The organism is Microcoleus sp. bin38.metabat.b11b12b14.051 (assembly GCF_013299165.1).
Taxonomy (GTDB): domain Bacteria; phylum Cyanobacteriota; class Cyanobacteriia; order Cyanobacteriales; family Microcoleaceae; genus Microcoleus.
Window position 1 is genome coordinate 57,132 of sequence record NZ_JAAFKD010000012.1, and the last position, 17,157, is coordinate 74,288.

General features: G+C 43.4%; 8 protein-coding genes. 4 read left to right on the forward strand and 4 right to left on the reverse strand.

Annotated features, from left to right (window positions below):
* Positions 1-32: 32 nt before the first annotated feature.
* The gene (locus QZW47_RS14610) at positions 33-1,502 is read right to left on the reverse strand and encodes a serine/threonine-protein kinase (protein WP_293128166.1); all 1,470 of its coding nucleotides are present in this window, start codon (positions 1,500-1,502) and stop codon (positions 33-35) included.
* Between the two features lie 696 nt (positions 1,503-2,198).
* A complete protein-coding gene (locus QZW47_RS14615; RefSeq protein ID WP_293128167.1) occupies positions 2,199-2,978 on the reverse strand; it encodes a calcium-binding protein in 780 nt (259 codons plus the stop codon).
* A gap of 225 nt (positions 2,979-3,203) precedes the next feature.
* Between QZW47_RS14615 and QZW47_RS14620 the strand changes: the two genes are divergently transcribed.
* The 4 genes from QZW47_RS14620 (at position 3,204) to QZW47_RS14635 (ending at position 12,665) form a co-directional block, all read left to right on the forward strand.
* Entirely contained in the window at positions 3,204-3,404 is a 201-nt protein-coding gene (locus QZW47_RS14620; protein ID WP_293128168.1) for a hypothetical protein, read from the forward strand.
* Positions 3,405-3,768: 364 nt separating this feature from the next.
* On the forward strand, positions 3,769-6,153 hold the full coding sequence (locus QZW47_RS14625) for a GAF domain-containing protein (RefSeq protein WP_293128169.1): 2,385 nt from the start codon (positions 3,769-3,771) through the stop codon (positions 6,151-6,153).
* A gap of 313 nt (positions 6,154-6,466) precedes the next feature.
* Positions 6,467-11,923: an ATP-binding sensor histidine kinase gene (locus tag QZW47_RS14630; protein WP_293128170.1), complete on the forward strand. Its 5,457-nt coding sequence runs from the start codon at positions 6,467-6,469 to the stop codon at positions 11,921-11,923.
* A 322-nt stretch (positions 11,924-12,245) separates the two neighbouring features.
* Positions 12,246-12,665 (forward strand): hypothetical protein, encoded by a 420-nt coding sequence (locus QZW47_RS14635; protein ID WP_293128171.1) that lies wholly within the window; start codon positions 12,246-12,248, stop codon positions 12,663-12,665.
* Between the two features lie 407 nt (positions 12,666-13,072).
* On the opposite strand, the gene QZW47_RS14640 is transcribed toward QZW47_RS14635, so the two are convergent.
* Complete coding sequence (locus QZW47_RS14640; protein WP_293128172.1) at positions 13,073-13,495, reverse strand: thiol-disulfide oxidoreductase DCC family protein; 423 nt, start codon at positions 13,493-13,495, stop codon at positions 13,073-13,075.
* Between the two features lie 131 nt (positions 13,496-13,626).
* Positions 13,627-16,689: a PAS domain S-box protein gene (locus QZW47_RS14645; protein ID WP_293128173.1), complete on the reverse strand. Its 3,063-nt coding sequence runs from the start codon at positions 16,687-16,689 to the stop codon at positions 13,627-13,629.
* Positions 16,690-17,157 lie beyond the last annotated feature (468 nt).

Below are 17,157 nucleotides of genomic sequence, written 5' to 3' on the forward strand. Positions count from 1 at the left end.
ATTCCTCTTGCAATGGATGTAACAACCTTAAATTATTTGCCGCCTTGAACTTCAACGGACTTAATCATTTTTTCAACAACTGGCAAAAACTCCTCATACTTCCCTGCTTCAGCCTGATAAGTAATCAAATAAGCGCGATCGTGTTTCAGAGTCCAAACCTGCAACTTTTTCAAATCTAGATCGCCTTGTTTTGTTGTATAAACAACTCTATGCCCGCTTTGCTCTGCCAGAGTAGATTCACGATCTTCAACTATTTTGGCATTTTTATCTAACTTTAATATTTCTTGTTTAGATGATTTAGTATAGTCATCGAGGGTCTTATTGCTACTACGTTCAACCATGACAGTTACCTGTTCTTGAAAGCGATCGCCATCTTTTTGTATAGGTGAAATAAATTTAACAACCTCTTGAGAAACAGCATTAGACAGTGCTTGTTTATCCCAATTTCCGGGATATTTCATCTTGAGTGAATTTTCCAAATTTTCATAACTCGTAAAACGATCGGCATCCTCCAATCCCATAATTTTTCTAATTTCTGGTGTAAATACGGCTGACACGCCAAATATGACAGCCAAAATAATACCAACTAAACCTATTTTATGTTCTCGCGTCCAGGTACTCATTAATGTAAATAAGTTAGAAGGTGATGATAATAAAGTAGAAGCTGCCGGAGGGGGATTTGATGAAATTCTTAACTTGTTAACATCTTGCAACACTTCGGAGGCTAACTGGTAGCGCTTGTGGCAATCCGATCGCACCATTTTATCCAAGATTTTAGCAAAATCGTTGCTAACTTCTGCTTGATTGCGCCAAATAACTTCACCATCAGCATTTTTGGGTAACTGATTGGGAAATGTACCAGTCAGACATTCAATACCAATCATTCCCACAGCATATATATCGCTACAAAAGTTAGGATCTCCTAATTTTTGTTCCGGCGGCATATAGCCATGTGTACCAATTGAAACAGTTGCCGGTCTTTGCCCGATAGAGTTAGCTACTTGAGTGCTAATCTGTTTGACAGCTCCAAAGTCAATCAAAACTATTCTACCGTCAGAACTGCGCCTCATTAAATTAGAAGGTTTAATATCCCGATGGATGACTTTATGCTGCTGAATAAATACTAATGTTTCGATGATATCTTGCAAAATGGCAATAACTTCAAACTCGCGCAACCTGTTACCAGGGATAAGTTCTTTACTTAAATCTTTCCCTTCAATCAACTCTTGAACTAAATAAAATTCTTGATTTTCTTCAAAGTTATCCAAGAGTTCAGGAATTTGAGAATGAGTCCCTAGCTTGTGGAGGGTTTCTGTTTCTGTTTTAAATAAACGTCTCGCTACTTGTAAAGTATGCGGATCGTTGTGCGGTTTTAGTTGCTTGACTACACACCGAAGATTGCCCGATCGCTTTCGATCTTGGGCCAGGTAAGTTTGACCAAAGCTACCTTCTCCCAAGAGTTCTAGGATATAGTAACGTCCTGCAAGTGTATGTCCGATCATGAGATTGATGTTGGGTAGCGGTATTTGGCAAACTGAATTATCGATCGGGATTTACGCACTACGAAGCTAGAAACCGAATTTCTTCACAGGCAAGTCTTCGATCGAAATAAGCTTTTGCATAAGTATAGGTGAAAAATAAATATCCGCAGCGTAGAAATGTAGGAGTTTTTCAGAGAATGGCGATTGTTATGACATTTCGTACATTTCGTACATCTTCGGTATTAAACTGGCGCACGTCTAATGTTGACAATCCTGTTTCTTTAAACTCTTGTGGGGTGGGCTTTGAGCAGCGCCCCAAGTAACAGGCTGTCCGGCCTGTTGCACAATAATAACTATTTTTTGTAAACCTAAGTCACACAAAAGATGCCTGTTCCATAATACGGGTACATAACTGTAGGGACGCAGCACTCCCTCCGCTACGCTTCGCCCAAAGCCGTGTCAACAATCGCCTAAAAGTCATGAGAAATCTCGCTTTGACCCAAGCCTATAACCCCCGCGTATCCCCCTTATTAAGGGGGACTAAAGAGAAGATTCTTATCCCCCCCCTTAGCAAGGGGGGGTTAGGGGGGGTTAAGAGCCAAACCGCCAAACAGCAGTCTCTGAGTACGTTTTACCTGATTGTTAACACGGCTTTGATCGCTGCCGTGTCCATACTAGAAACTAGCCCGATCGCCCGTAAAGTCCGCCTACAAATAACTAAGCCAAAAACTGGAACTGAGAACCGTTTACTGCCAAAGCAAACGGACTCGCTTGTTCAAATGCACCCACAAGTTCAAAGTTATCCGTGTTTAAAACAACCCCCACAATCTGTCCGTTTCTGGCGTTAAGAATCACCATATCGTTGATAATTCCGTCGTTGTCGTAAGCGATCAAATTGTCGTCTGCGAAGAGGAGGTCTAATTCTGTTAAACCATCTGTCAAACCGATGCGATCGCCATCGTCAAACCTAAAATCCGTAATGACATCGGCTCCATTCACTCCAAATTGTTCGTTGCTTCTGAGGACAAATACGTCAGCACCAAGGCCTCCGGTGAGTACGTCAATTCCGCGATCGCCCACCAAGAAATCGTTGCCCTCATTGCCGTCTAAATCGTCGTCTCCTTGCCCTCCCCGCAAAATATCGTTCCCGGGCCCTCCAAAAATCAGGTCGTTTCCTGCGTCGCCCCTAACTACGTCATTGCCATCATTTCCATCCAGAGCATCGTTATCTTTGCCGCCGTAAATGATATCATTTCCGCCCCCACCGCCGATAACATCGTTGCCGTTATTTCCCAACAGCCGTTCGTTGGAATCCGAGGAACCTGCTATAGTATCGTTGCCGTCTAGGCCCCAAACTCCCCAGGAAAAAGACGACAAATTTCCATCCTCTACGTCAATCTCATCTGATGTAGGGAATCCCAAAAGCCGTGGCCCACCGCCAGCAAATACAGGAAATCCAGTCAAATCGCTGATGAGATTGTTAATCGTCAAAGCCATAGGTATATCCTTTTTCAAGTGCTACTATAGCAATCCTAAATCATTATCGAGTCCGTTCATCAGTGTAATTCTTGTAGGGGCAACCCCCCGTGGTTGCCCTCTTTAGTTGACGCTGGGGGTAGGCACGGGGGCACTACCCCTACAAATATGTACAAATCATTTAGGATTGCTATAGCTCTATTATAGATTTTAATTATTCTTTTGCCAAATACCGAGAAAATTGAGATGATCCCTCATCTTTATTTGCTAGATTACAGATTCACAACCTGCTTGCTAATTCGCAATTGGCAATTCCCACGGCTTTACCTAATTCAAGCTAAAGCTGCTATGTATCTAGCCTCTGACTTAAATAGTATTAATCGCTCGTTCCGCCGCCAAAAATGGATACAAGCCCCAGAATTAAGTCGTCGATATCCCAAAATTTGAAACGCTAGTTCAATCTCCCAGATTCATCTGCACCAGTCAACCTAAAATCTCAAACCTAAAATCTAAAATCTAAAATCTAAAATCTAGAATCTAAAATCGACTGATACTATCCGCTACGGCTTACCGCTTATAATGGGTGTTACCCACCAGGTGGTAAAAACGTTAATATCACCTATAACGTCGAGACTCAGAGGTTGTTTGTGAAGAAAAGTAAAACTCTCGCGCGCCGATCGCCCGAGAAAACACTCAGTTTCTGATACCCATACACAAACTTTACAAACAGGCTCTAAGTTCTTGAAAAAGCAATAAATCGCCGATCGCTCGCATTATTTAACAAAATCCACTGCTTTCAGGTGTTTTACTCATGTCTACTCCTAAATCGTCGGCCCATCCAAACAACAACAACTCCGTAAAATCACTGCCAACAGCAGGTATCATTCCCACAGAGCCGCACACTGAAAATCTGCCGGAACCAAGCATGGAAGAGATACTGTCCGCTTTAGCGGCGCAAGTACCCAGTGAATCTACTGAAATTGAACGTTTGAAAACTTGGAAACAAGATTTAGAGCGATTGTTTCAATTTTTAGGCGATCGCCGCGTTTTAATTGCAGTCATGGAACCCGGAACTTTTGCCATGCGTTATGCTAACGTGGCATTTTGCCGCTTGGCCGGTTGGGAGGGAACGCCTTTGGTAGCTCAATCTACTAACGGTTGGTTTGCAGAAACTGGCATCAGCTTGGTGGAACTGTTCGAGGAGTGCGATGCTAAAATAGCAGAGCAATTGTACCGCCGCCACCTTTTACACTGGGTATTTAAGCTATTTTATCAAATTGACCTTGACGGTTTGCGCGTGCTCGACGAACCAGTCACGGCCAGTGTCAAAAATGCCACAGGTGGAGAACCTAAATTTATTGAATTTTGGCTGGGTTCGGAACAGTTAAAAATTACTCAGATTGATGCAAAAATTGATGAGTTTTCTGATATTCCCTTAAATTTAATGTCGGTTCCCGAACGGGAAGCTTGGCTGATGCAGCCGAATCAACTGGCAAATTTAGCCGCTCGCCTAAATTTGGATAATTACCGCGTCGAAGGTTTGCTATTGCTAGAAGGTTTTGATGTCACCGTACAGGAGCAAATTCGGCGCCTGACTCAGTTATTGATCGATCGAGATTCCATGCTGCGGCCAGACAAATTTGAGAGAATCGATCGCTGTTTGCGATCGCTCTTTAATGCTGACGGCACTTTGCTAATGCGCCCCGACGGCGAACACGTACAGATATTAGTTGCCAAAGACGGCCAACATTTGCAGCCGGTTCTTTATTCAATGCAGTCCCTAGAATCTTCTCACTTTATGAAGGCCACCGCAGCAAATCAAGTTTGGAACGTCCCAGACTTGCGCCGCGAGTGCCGCACCGACTGCGAGCGAACTTTGCGGAAAATGGGCGCTCAATCGATGCTGCTGGTGCCCCTGGTAGTCAAATCTGTTACCCGCGAGGGCACCGGGCTGCGGATTTTGGGCGTCGTGGGGTTGTTGTGCGATCGGGCCAACCACTTCAACAACATAGACGCCCAACACGCCCAAGAACTCATTCCCGCCTTCATTGCAGCCCTGCGGCAAGCCATCCAACAGCGGTTTACCCACATTCACAACATCCACCCCGCAGTCGAGTGGCGGTTCGCCCAAGAAGCAGAAAGGCGGAGTTGGGGACTTCCTCAAGAGACGATCGTATTTGCAGACGTTCATCCGCTGTACGGAATTTCCGACATCCGCGGTTCCAGCGACGAGAGAAACCGAGCCATTCAAACAGATTTGCTCGAACAATTCCGCTTAGGTTTAGCCATAGCCGATGCCGTTTGTCAAACACAAACTACCCACCTCGGCGAGCAACTGCGGCTCGACTTGCTCGACTACATCGAGCATTTAAAAGAAAAAGTAACAGTCGATATGGAAGTGCGAGCAGCCGAGTATTTAAACGAGCGTTTAGAAGTATATTTTGACTATTTTGTGCAGTGCGGGCCCCTGGTTCTGGCAGCAGTTGAAGCTTACCGAGCCGCCTGCGAAAACGAACACAACTGCGTTTATGGCGATCGTACTCGCTACGATCAAATGCTCAACCTGATCGGCAACAAACTCCAAGAAACCTGGGCCCGCTGGCAAGAAAAAATGCAGCAAATCCTCCCCCACTACTGCGACATCGAATGCACCGACGGCATGGATCACATGATATATGTCGGAAAGGCGATCGACCCCAAATTCAGCCAATTTCACCTGCACAGTTTGCGATACGAACAACTGCGAGCAATTTGTGACTGCGGCCGCACAGTTTTTCGCCTACAAGCCGAGTCCCAAATTAACATGGAACTAGCACATTTAGTATTAGTACAGAATACCACTATCGACATATTTCACAATGAAAACACCGAAAAAATGTTCGATGTCAAAGGCACTCGCGACATCCGCTACGAACTCGTCAAAAAGCGGATAGAAAAAGCCGTTGACAAAGACGCACAAGAACGAATTACCCAGTCAGGAATGCTAACCGTAGTTTATTCCACCGAAGACGAATGGGAAGAGTATCAACAATATTTACGCTACTTGTCACGCGAAGGTTGGGTAGAAGCAAAAGTGCAAACTGGCATGGTAGAATCACTGCAAGGAGTCAGTGGTTTAAAATTCGCCCGCGTCCGTATTTTACCGGAACCCGAATCAATTGTTCATGTCAGTGAAGTTACGGTTGTTACCGATTGAAAACCGTTCTTAAATCCCGGTAATTGTAGGGTGCGTCAGGGTTCAATGTTTTGACTAAAGACTCATAATTTTCCCCCTGACCCACCCTACGGACTTACCACTGACAACAACGAACAGTACCGTGTTTTCACTTAGTGTCTGTGACCAGTAATTTCCAATAGCAAAAAAATACACGATTTGAATCACACCCAGTCAAGCTAAAATAGTGTTAATTTACTGACAATTACAAAAATTACGCAACACCGAAGAAACCAGGTTTCTGAACTCTCGTGCGTAATTCCTAAATTAGAGCCTTTACTTATTAAGTTAAATTATGTTGACATTATCAGAATACAAAATCAAATCTACTCTGCACGAAGGCGTCGAAACAATCATCTATCGCGCACAAACAGCCACAGACGGCGCGGCAAAAATTCTCAAAGTGCTCAAAGCCGAATATCCGACACTCGAAGCCATTACCAGACTTAAACACGAATATCAAATCCGCCAAAATTTAGACAGCGAACAAATCGTCAAAGCCATCAGCATCAAAACCTTTGACCACCGATTAGGACTGGTTTTAGAAGACTTTGGTGGCGAATCCCTTGCCCAACTCATGGAAAGAGAGAATTTGAGTCCGCAAGCAAATTTAAACATCGCCATCCCAATAGTCAAAGCCCTACAATACCTGCATTTACAAAACATTATTCACAAAGATATCAAACCCAGCAACATCATCATCAACTCCCAAACAAAACAAGTAAAACTTACCGACTTCGGGATAGCCACAAAACTCAACAAAGAAAACCCGCAATTCAACAATTCCAACTCAGTCGAAGGCACATTAACCTATATGTCACCCGAACAAACCGGGAGAATGAACCGCACCCTCGACTACCGCACCGATTTTTATTCCCTCGGCATCACCTTGTATGAAATGCTGACCGGAAAATTGCCTTTCCCCAGCAACGACCCCTTAGAAATAGTTTACAGCCACATCGCAGTTCAAGCCATTTCGCCGCATCAAATAAATCCCGAAATCCCCGCACCAATCTCGGAAATTGTCATGAAATTGATGGCAAAAAACGCCGAAGATAGATATCAAAGTGCCACAGGATTATTAGCAGACTTAGAAACTTGTTTACATCAGCTAGAAACCACAGGGGAAATAACAGATTTCATCCCCGGCCGCTTAGATATTCTCAGCCAACTGTTAATCCCCCAAAAGTTGTACGGTAGAGAACAACAAGTCAGCGAACTATTAGCAGCATTTGAACGTGTAGGGACGGGTTTAGCCAACAATTTGTTAGAAAAACCAACAACCTCAGAACAAAACCAGCCCTTATCAGGAACTAGCGAACTAATGCTAGTCTCTGGTTACTCAGGCATCGGCAAATCCGCCGTAGTCAACGAAGTTAGCAAACCCATTACTAAGTCAAAAGGTTACTTCATTAGCGGCAAGTTCGATCAATTCAAACGCAACATTCCCTATGCCTCATTAATCCAAGCATTTAACTCCTTACTGCGGCAATTGCTAACAGAAAGCGCAGCTTCATTAAAAACATGGCGCACCAAAATATTAACAGCATTGGGAACAGACGGCCAAGTAATTGCCGACGTAATTCCCGAACTGGAATTAATAATTGGCAAACAGCCAGCAGTGCGAGAAGTCGGCCCGGCAGAAGCACAAAATCGCTTCAATCGGCTGTTTAAAGAATTTTTGCGGGTTTTCGCGCAAAAAGAACATCCGCTAGTCATATTTTTAGACGATTTGCAGTGGGCTGATTCAGCAACATTGAAATTAATGCAACTGCTGATTACTGACCCTGAACAGCAGTATCTCTTAGTAATTGGTGCTTATCGAGATAATGAAGTTAGCCCGACTCACCCGTTAATTCAGACTGTAGAAGAGATTGAAAAAACTGGTACAATTGTCAACAATATCCTGCTGCAACCGCTGGATTTAGCAGATGTGACTGAGTTAGTGGCTGACACACTTAATAGTTGCACAGAAAAAGTCACAAATCTAGCAGAGTTGATCTGGAATAAAACGGGCGGCAATCCTTTTTTCTTGACGCAATTACTCCAAGCACTATATCAAGACAATCTTTTGAAATTTGATTTTAATGCCATTGCAGATGATGCAACTAAAGGAGGCTGGGATTGGAATATCGATGAAATTCAAGCGATTGGCATTACAGATAAAAGTGTCGTAGAACTCGTAGCTTCTCGGATTGAAAAATTGCCAGAATCCACGCAAGAAATTTTGAAATTAGCAGCTTGTGTGGGTGATAAATTTGCTCTAGATGTGCTATCTATTGTCAGCGAACAGTCGGCTAATGCTACAGCTACTGAACTTTATTGTGCTTTACAATCTGGGTTAATTTTGCCCTTGAGCGATGCTTATCGCATCCCTTTACTATTTACGCAAGCAGAGGCGGTTAATCTGAGTTTTGACACGTCGCGGGTGGGATATCGATTTTTGCACGATCGCGTCCAGCAAGCCGCCTATTCGCTCATTCCCGAAGATCAAAAGCAATCCACTCATTTAAACATCGGTCAGTTACTGCTACAGAACACTCCAGACGAAAAGCTCGAAGACAACATCTTTGATATCGTGAATCAGTTGAATTTCGGAATTGACACGATTAGCAAACCGGCAGAAAAGACGCAGTTAGCAAAATTAAATTTAATAGCTGGACGTAAAGCCAAAGTAGCGACTGCTTATGAAGGTGCTGTTAGGTATTTGTCGGTGGCTATGGGATTATTAGCAGAGGATTGTTGGCAAAGTCAGTATGAGTTAACGTTAGTAATTTACGAGTCAACAGCAGAAGCTGAATATTTAAACATTAACTATGAAGAATCGAAAAAATTAGTTAACATCATCATAAACGAAGCCAAAACTATACTGGAAAAAGTAAATGCTTATGAACTTCAACTCCAGTCTTACAATGTTCAAAATAGACTTTTAGAAGCACTAAATACAGGACTAGAAGTCCTTAAATTGTTAGGAATTTATTTACCTAAAAACCCCAATTCGCTAAATATTGTGGTTGGATTAATTAACACAAAACTGAGCTTGGGACTTAAACGAATTGACGATTTAGCTAACTTGCCAGAAATGACAAATCCCAATCAACAAGCAGCGATGCGGATTTTATCAGGGATTCTCGGCACTGCTATCCAGGCTAAGCCCCGACTGCTACCACTGCTGACATTTATGATGGTCAAGCAGTGCATTAAATATGGAAATTCTCCTTATGCAAGTATTGCCTATGTTTATTATGCCATAATTCTGTGCAGACTAGGAGATATTAGTTTGGGATACCAATTCGGCGAACTCGCAATTAGGCTGTTAAAAAGATTTCCATCCGGTTCAATTAAAAGTAGAGTTTATGCAGCCTTTGGTTCTTTTATTCAACATTGGAAAACAGATATTGAGTTAGGATTAGGCTATCTCATGGAAGGTTTTCAAATCGGCCTGGAAACTGGAGATTTGGAATATGTGGGTTATTGCATTGATGTATATTGTACTTATAAACTGTGGATGGGATATCCTCTCAATCTGGTTGAAGAGGAGACAGGTAAGTATCTGAAACTAATGCAGCAACTTAAACAAGAAAGCTCTTCAAATTATATAAGTATAGAGAGACAGACAGCCCTAAATTTGTCTGGCAAAGCTGTCGAACCATGCCATTTAGTCGGCGATAACTTTAATGAAATAAAAACGCTCCCCGTTCTAATAGCAGCTAAAAGCTTTTTTTTAGTTTGTTTGGTTTATAATGCCAAAGCTATGCTTAATTTTTTGTTCAAAAACTATGCCCAAACATTGGAGAATTCAAAGTTATTTGAGAAATATGAAGAAGCCGCAGCCGGACTTTATGTGGTTCCCATCAATAACTTCTACTACTCTCTCACTCTCCTCGCCTTGTATCCAGCAACTGGCAAAGGGGAGCAAAAGCAATATCTGAAAAGAGTGGTAAATTTTCAAAAAAAGATGAAAAAATGGGCAGTTGATGCTCCGATGAATTATCAACATAAATACGACTTGGTAGCAGCGGAAAAAGCGCGAGTTTTGGGGTATGATTGCCAAGCAATGGATTTGTACGATCGCGCAATTTCAGGCGCTGCCAAAAACGGTTATATTCAAGAAGAAGCATTAGCCTATGAATTAGCCGGAGAATTCTATCTATCTTTGGGAAAACAGATAATTTCTCAAGCATATCTGACTAAGGCTTATTACGGCTATATCCGCTGGGGAGCTCTAGCAAAAGTTAAGCACTTAGAGTCTATACATCCTTTCTTAGTAGCACAAACGCGGGCCGCAGAAACTCCAACCCTCGATGTCACCCGCACTACCACGGGAAGCACTATCAGTAACAGTTTAGGCAATTTATTAGATTTGAACGCTTTTGTCAAAGCTTCCCAAGCTATTACCAGTGAAATTGTTTTGGAAAAGTTATTGACTAAGTTAATCAATGTTTTGTTGGAAAATGCGGCGGCTCAAAAAGTAGTGCTGATGCTGCTAAAAAACGATATCCTCTGCATAGAAGCTACGGGCACTCCTACTCAGGATCAAGTGACACTTTTACCGTCTATTCCAGTAGAAACTTTTCAAGATATACCGCTGTCTGCGATTAATTACGTACACCGCAGTCAAAAGCATCTGGTTTTAGACAACGCGACTATTGCCGAACCTTTTAATGCGGATGCTTACATTCGGAAATATCAACCAAAATCAATCCTCTGTTTGCCGATTATTTATCAATCGCAGCGACGTGGAATTATTTATTTGGAAAATGCTTTGACGGTAGGAGCTTTTACGACAGAGAGGGTAGAAGTATTCAAAGTGTTGATTTCTCAAGTTGCGATTGCTGTAGAAAATGCTGGTTTATACGCACGGGAACAAGAAAAGTCTCAACAGTTAGAAAAATCTTTGAATGAATTGCAAGAGACACAACTGCGACTGATTCAGAGTGAAAAAATGTCGGCTTTGGGGAATTTGATTGCAGGGGTGGCTCACGAAATTAACAATCCGCTGGGTTATATTGCGGGGAATGTTGATGCTGCGGCTGAGGCGAGTTCGGATTTAATTGATTATTTGCAACTTTATCAAAAAAAGTTTCCGAATCCCGGAGATGATTTGCAGGAGAAAGCGTCGGATATCGATCTAGAATATTTGATGGAAGATTTGCCAAAAATGCTGTTATCGATGAAGTCTGGTACTGAGCGCATTCGCAATATTAGTACGTCTCTCCGCACTTTTTCCCGCGCGGATACTGTGAATAAGGTGTCGGCAAATATTCATGAGGGTATTGATAGCACTTTGCTGATTTTGCAGTATCGGCTGAAGGCTAAGGATTCTCGCCCTGCGATTCAAGTGATTAAGGAATATGGATATACGCCGCCTGTTAAGTGTTATTTTGGGCAGTTGAATCAGGTGTTTATGAATTTGTTGGCAAATGCGATCGACTGTTTTGACGAATTTAATGTGGGTCGCAGTTATGCTGAGATTGAGGCTGTACCGAATACGATCGCCATTATCACCCATGTCTCGCCGGATAACAACAGCGTGGTGATTCGCATCAAAGATAATGGCGCAGGGATGTCAACCCAGGTGAGGGCGCAAATATTTGACCATTTGTTTACTACGAAGGGAGTCGGGAAGGGTACGGGTTTGGGGCTTTCTATCAGCCGCCAAATTGTGGAGGAAACTCACGGTGGTAAGCTGAGTTGCGAGTCTGTGTTGGGTGCAGGTACGGAATTTGCGATCGAACTTCCTTTGAATTAAGGGACTCGGCGTGTTTTTAAACCCGGAGATCCCCCCTAACCCCCCTTAATAAGGGGGGGACAAGAGCATTCTCAAAGTCCCCCTTTTTAAGGGGGATTTAGGGGGATCTCCGGGGCAATCAAACACGGACTCGGCGGTTGAAACCGCGTCTACACGAACGAAGTCTGCCTCCGCAGACTAAGAGTGATTAACACATATTTTTAAATTTGTCAATGTCTAATTATCTCTGAAAAAGTCCGCTGTTTACCGTTTAAAGTAGGCAATATGCAGTTACATTGTTAGCTAAATTGTGTAATAACTGTATTTGATAGGAGTATTTCTAGTGAACGCTGCCGAACAAGCCAGAAATATAGAAGTTGCTAGCAAAATTGCTGCGGTTGTTAATTTATTCAAATCGGAATTCCCGGATGCGAAAGTTGATTTGAAACCTTGGATGAATGATCGGGATACTAGGGAACTTGTCGATCCAGATTCGATCGACATTGGCTTCCATTTTCCCGGTAGAAGTCGCTTGTTGCAAAGCCGCAGCATCTTGATCCAAATCCGATTTTACCAAGATCCGGTCGAAGATTCTCGGCGGGCGATCGGGGTTGAGGTGGCAGGTTACGATCATACTGGCGAGCAGTGGCGCTTTTCTACGGTGGAAAATTGGGGTTTTGTGGGTGAAACTGAGCCCGCTGCGGAATCGGCAGAAAAGCTCAAACACTTTTGTCGTGAGATATTTGGTTTGTTTAATGGCTAATATTAATTCCCGGTTAATTACGCATCATAAATCAGGTTTGTAGTGAGGACTTTAGTCCTTCTTGAATTAAATTCTCCTGGATGCAGAGGACTGAAGTCCTTACTACGAACCTAAGAGGACTGAAGTTCTTACTACGAACCTAAGAGGACTAAAGTCCTTACTACGAACCTAAGAGGACTAAAGTCCTTACTACGAACCTAAGAGGACTGAAGTCCTTACTACGAACCTAAGAGGACTGAAGTCCTTACTACGAACCTAAGAGGACTGAAGTCCTTACTACGAACCTGAGAGGACTGAAGTCCTTACTACGAACCTAAGAGGACTGAAGTCCTTACTACGAACCTGAGAGGACTAAAGTCCTTACTACGAACCTGAGAGGACTAAAGTCCTTACTACGAACCGAGTTTTTAGTTTTGATTGTCGCAATTGTCGATCGACCTACAGCCCACTGCATAAGCCGATTTGTAGGTTGTCGATCGCCTGCCAAACAAAGTATAGCGGTTATCGCGCACTTGTTCGTAAACGCGATCGCCCATCCACTTCATCCCCGGCATTGCGCGGTAAGCAGCCACAAACACCTCACCGGTGGGCAATATCCGCCCGATTTCCTCGGCAGCATCGCTACCTTGCCAGCGTTTTGCGGGATGATCTGCATCTATCAAAATCATCCCCATTTCGCAGTCGCCAGAAGTTATCCCAAAGCGCTGTAATCCATCCAAATCTTGCATTGAAATATACTCAAAATTCTGGCCTTTATCTAAGTTTTCTAGTAACTGTACCAAGGTGACACAGAGATTGCAATTGCCGTCGTAAATTACGTTGTAATTCATTTGTAATGGTAACTTGACTACTGTTCGCGAGCGTTCCCGCTCGCACTACTAATGACGAATGACCAATGACGAATGACCAATGACTAATGACTAATGACTACTGTCAACTGTCAACTGTCAACTGTCAACTGTCAACTGTCAACTGATCTTCTAGCGATAGGAATCTCGATCGCAAATTCCGTACCTTGGCCCGGTGCAGAATTGCACTTCAGCCGCCCGCCGTGTTTTTCCACCACAATTTGATAGCTGATAGACAGCCCCAAACCAGTACCTTTACCCGGTTCTTTCGTAGTAAAAAATGGATCGAACAGCCGTTGGTGAACCTCTGTCGGAATTCCCGGGCCGTTGTCAGCAATCCGAATCACAATATGAGAAGGACGGCGGCTCGAATCATCAGAAACAGCGTCCTGTTCGTATTTTACACCAGTACAGATCCGCAGCGCCGGCGAAGGACAAGAAGGAATATGCGCCAGTTCTCCCTCCGCCCACTGTCCAGTTTCCATTGCTTCTTCTAAAGCATCAATGGCATTGCCAATAATATTCATAAATACCTGATTTAACTGTCCCGCATAACACTGTACGCGCGGCAAATCTCCGAACTCTTTAAGCAGCACAATTTTTGGATGTCCGGCTGTTTCTTTGAACCTGTGCTGCAAAATTAATAAAGTGCTGTCAATGCCTTCGTGAATGTCAACCTGCTTTTGTTCCGCTTCATCCAAGCGCGAGAAATTCTTCAGCGACAGCACAATCTGGCGAATTCGCTCGGCTCCCATTTGCATTGACGTTAACAGTTTAGGCAAATCTTTGAGCATGAAATTTAAATCTATATCATCTATTTGTTCTCGAATTGCCTCTGTTGGTTGGGGGTATTCCCGCTGGTAAAGTTGCAGCATTTTTAGCAAGTCTTTAAAGTAATCGTCAGCGTGCATGACGTTGCCGTAAATAAAGCTAACTGGATTGTTGATTTCGTGAGCGACTCCAGCTACTAACTGTCCCAAACTTACCATTTTTTCATTTTGAACCATCATGCTTTGAGTTTTATGCACGTCCCGCAGGGCTTTCGCCAATTCTTCATTTTTAGTTCTCAATTGACTTTCGGACAGGCGGACTGCTTCTTCTGCTTGTTTGCGATCGGTAATATCTTTGCGAATTGCTACGTATTGGTGGGGTTCTCCCCGCGAATTTAAGAAAGGTACAATTGTAGTATCAAGCCACAATAATTTACCGTCTTTGGCTTGATTTTTGATTTCTCCTCGCCAAACGTTGCCCTGACGAATTGTTGACCAAAGCTGCTTGAAAAATTCGGTTGGGTGATAGCCAGAATTGACAAGTTTGTGGGTTTTGCCTATTAGTTCTTCTCGGGGATATTTTAAAAGTTCAGAAAATTGGTCGTTGACATAGGTAATAACGCCGAATTCGTCGGTATTTGAGACAATTGCTGATTGATCTAAGGCAAATTTTTCAAATTCTAATTCTTGGAGAGTTTGGCGCAATTCTGCTTCGGCTTGTTTGCGATCGCTAATATCGGTAATCATCCGCAAAACCCCGGCAAATTCGCCCTCAGCGTCGAACATTGGCGTTGCGGAGACGATCGCCCACAAGTGAGAGCCATCAGAGCGAGTAAACTCAAAATCGTGGCGCTCGCGAATGCCTTGCCGCCTGCGCTGTACATAACTTTCGGCTATTTCCCGAGATGCGTCATCGATAAACTCAAATAGCGATCGCCCCAGCATTTCTTCCACAGTATACCCCAGCATTTCGGCCATCCGACAGTTAGCAAAAGTCGTGGTGCTGTCGGCGTCAAACATCCAAACGCCCTCTGAAGCCGTCTCGACTATGCAGCGGTAATAACTCTCGCTTTCCCTGACTGTTACCTCTGCTTGCTTGCGATCGGTAATATCAGTTTCCACCGCAATAAAACCTTCTAGTTCCCCGGTTTCTTGATAAATAGGGGCGATCGAAAGCGCCACCCAATAACCCTTTCCATCCTTCCTGCAATTGTAAATTTCCTGATTGAAAGGCTCGCCCCTATCCAAAGCCGATCGCAATTGAGCAATAGTTACGGGATCTGTTTGAGGACATTGCAGCACATCACCGAGTTTTTGTCCCAACATTTGGGCCAGCGAGTAACCGCTAATCCGAGTAAATCCTTGATTCACCCATTCTATACAGCCTTCAGCATTAGTAATAATCACACCATTTTGCGTTTTTTGAGCAACGATCGCCAACCGCAACAATTCTGTTTCATTTTTTTTGCTTTCGGTAATATCTTGAGCAATACCCAAAATGTATTTAGGCGCGCCACAACCGTCAAACAAAGGAACTTTTTTAGTATGCAAAATCCGCTTTCCCCGGCGCGGAAGTTGAATAATTTCTTCCGGCACATCGAGACCTTTTCCCGTAGCAAATACTTCTAAATCTTGTGCTTGCAAGTAATTAGCCTGCTCTGCTTCAAACAAATCAGCAGCGTTGTTTCCCAACACTTCGTCGCTGGAATAGCCAAACAATTCTTCACTAGCAGCATTCCAATAAATAAATCTTTGTTCCACAGCATCTTTAATAAACACGCTAACCGGGAGATTTTGCAGTACCGCATTCAAAAAATCTTGAGTGTTTCGCAATTGTTCCTCAGCCCGCTTTCGCTCAGTAATATCCCACATTACTCCATCGATATACACAACCTGACATAAAGAATTTTCCAGCGGCGAAATCGCCGAAATCACCGCAGATAAAAATTCCTCAATTTCTGCTTGTTCCTCTTGTTTTCCTCTAACCTCATCCCCATCGCTACAAACAGCTTGGCCTTTTTCGTAAACCCAGGTAATTTCGCCGTCAGCCCGGACAATCCGGTATTCAACAATGTACGGAGTTCTGGTTGCTACACTTTTTTTGAGAGCAGCCTCCACATTTTTACGGTCTTGAGGATGGATAATGCTGGCAAAAGAACGCACGCGATCGTTGATAAAATCAGAGGATGGATAGCCAGATATTTCTTGAACACCCTCGCTCAAAAACGCCATTGTCCGTATTAATTCGCCATCAGGCCCCGTCCATTCGCAGTTACAGCAGTATACAGCACCGGGAATATTAGCTACTAAATTTTTATATCGTTCTTCGCTGCTTAACAAAGATGAGCCGTCTTCGCTAGGGCGAGCGCCGTTCTTAACTTTAGAAGAATTCGAGGAAATTTGCATGATTTTGTCACTTGTGAGTGCGGGGGCAAGTGTTAGAGTAGATCCCTGTATAAAAACTGAATTTAATTGGCGAAATAATTCGTTATTAACTAATATAGTACAAAATTACTTGTCCGAACATTCAAAAAATTTGAGGGCGGCTAATAGGCAGAGCTAATCAAAGATATTATGTAGAAGGCAGAAGGCAGTTCGGCAAGGGATTGTATAATTTGTATAACGGACGTAACGGATGTAACGGATGGATGTTCAGGGGAAAATTTTCCAACTCTCCCCCTCTCCCACTCTCCCACTCTCGTTACCGAAAAATGGGTCGAAAGCCCCGCCGTTCTAGGGCAACTTTCTCTCTTAATCAAGGTAACGATCCAAGGAACTCACGCAGAATATCTGTCTTTGTTCGCTTCGTCTTTTTTGGATACCGTTCCAACTGTTTCATTTCTTCCTCGAAAACTCTAACGTGCAGTTGTTTAT

Bases quoted from the DNA above. Each gene is read 5' to 3' on its own strand.
- QZW47_RS14645 (WP_293128173.1), bottom strand. From the start codon at position 16,689: ATGCAAATTTCCTCGAATTCTTCTAAAGTTAAGAACGGCGCTCGCCCT.
- QZW47_RS14615 (WP_293128167.1), bottom strand. From the start codon at position 2,978: ATGGCTTTGACGATTAACAATCTCATCAGCGATTTGACTGGATTTCCT.
- QZW47_RS14610 (WP_293128166.1), bottom strand. From the start codon at position 1,502: ATGATCGGACATACACTTGCAGGACGTTACTATATCCTAGAACTCTTG.
- QZW47_RS14630 (WP_293128170.1), top strand. From the start codon at position 6,467: ATGTTGACATTATCAGAATACAAAATCAAATCTACTCTGCACGAAGGC.
- QZW47_RS14620 (WP_293128168.1), top strand. From the start codon at position 3,204: ATGATCCCTCATCTTTATTTGCTAGATTACAGATTCACAACCTGCTTG.
- QZW47_RS14640 (WP_293128172.1), bottom strand. From the start codon at position 13,495: ATGAATTACAACGTAATTTACGACGGCAATTGCAATCTCTGTGTCACC.
- QZW47_RS14625 (WP_293128169.1), top strand. From the start codon at position 3,769: ATGTCTACTCCTAAATCGTCGGCCCATCCAAACAACAACAACTCCGTA.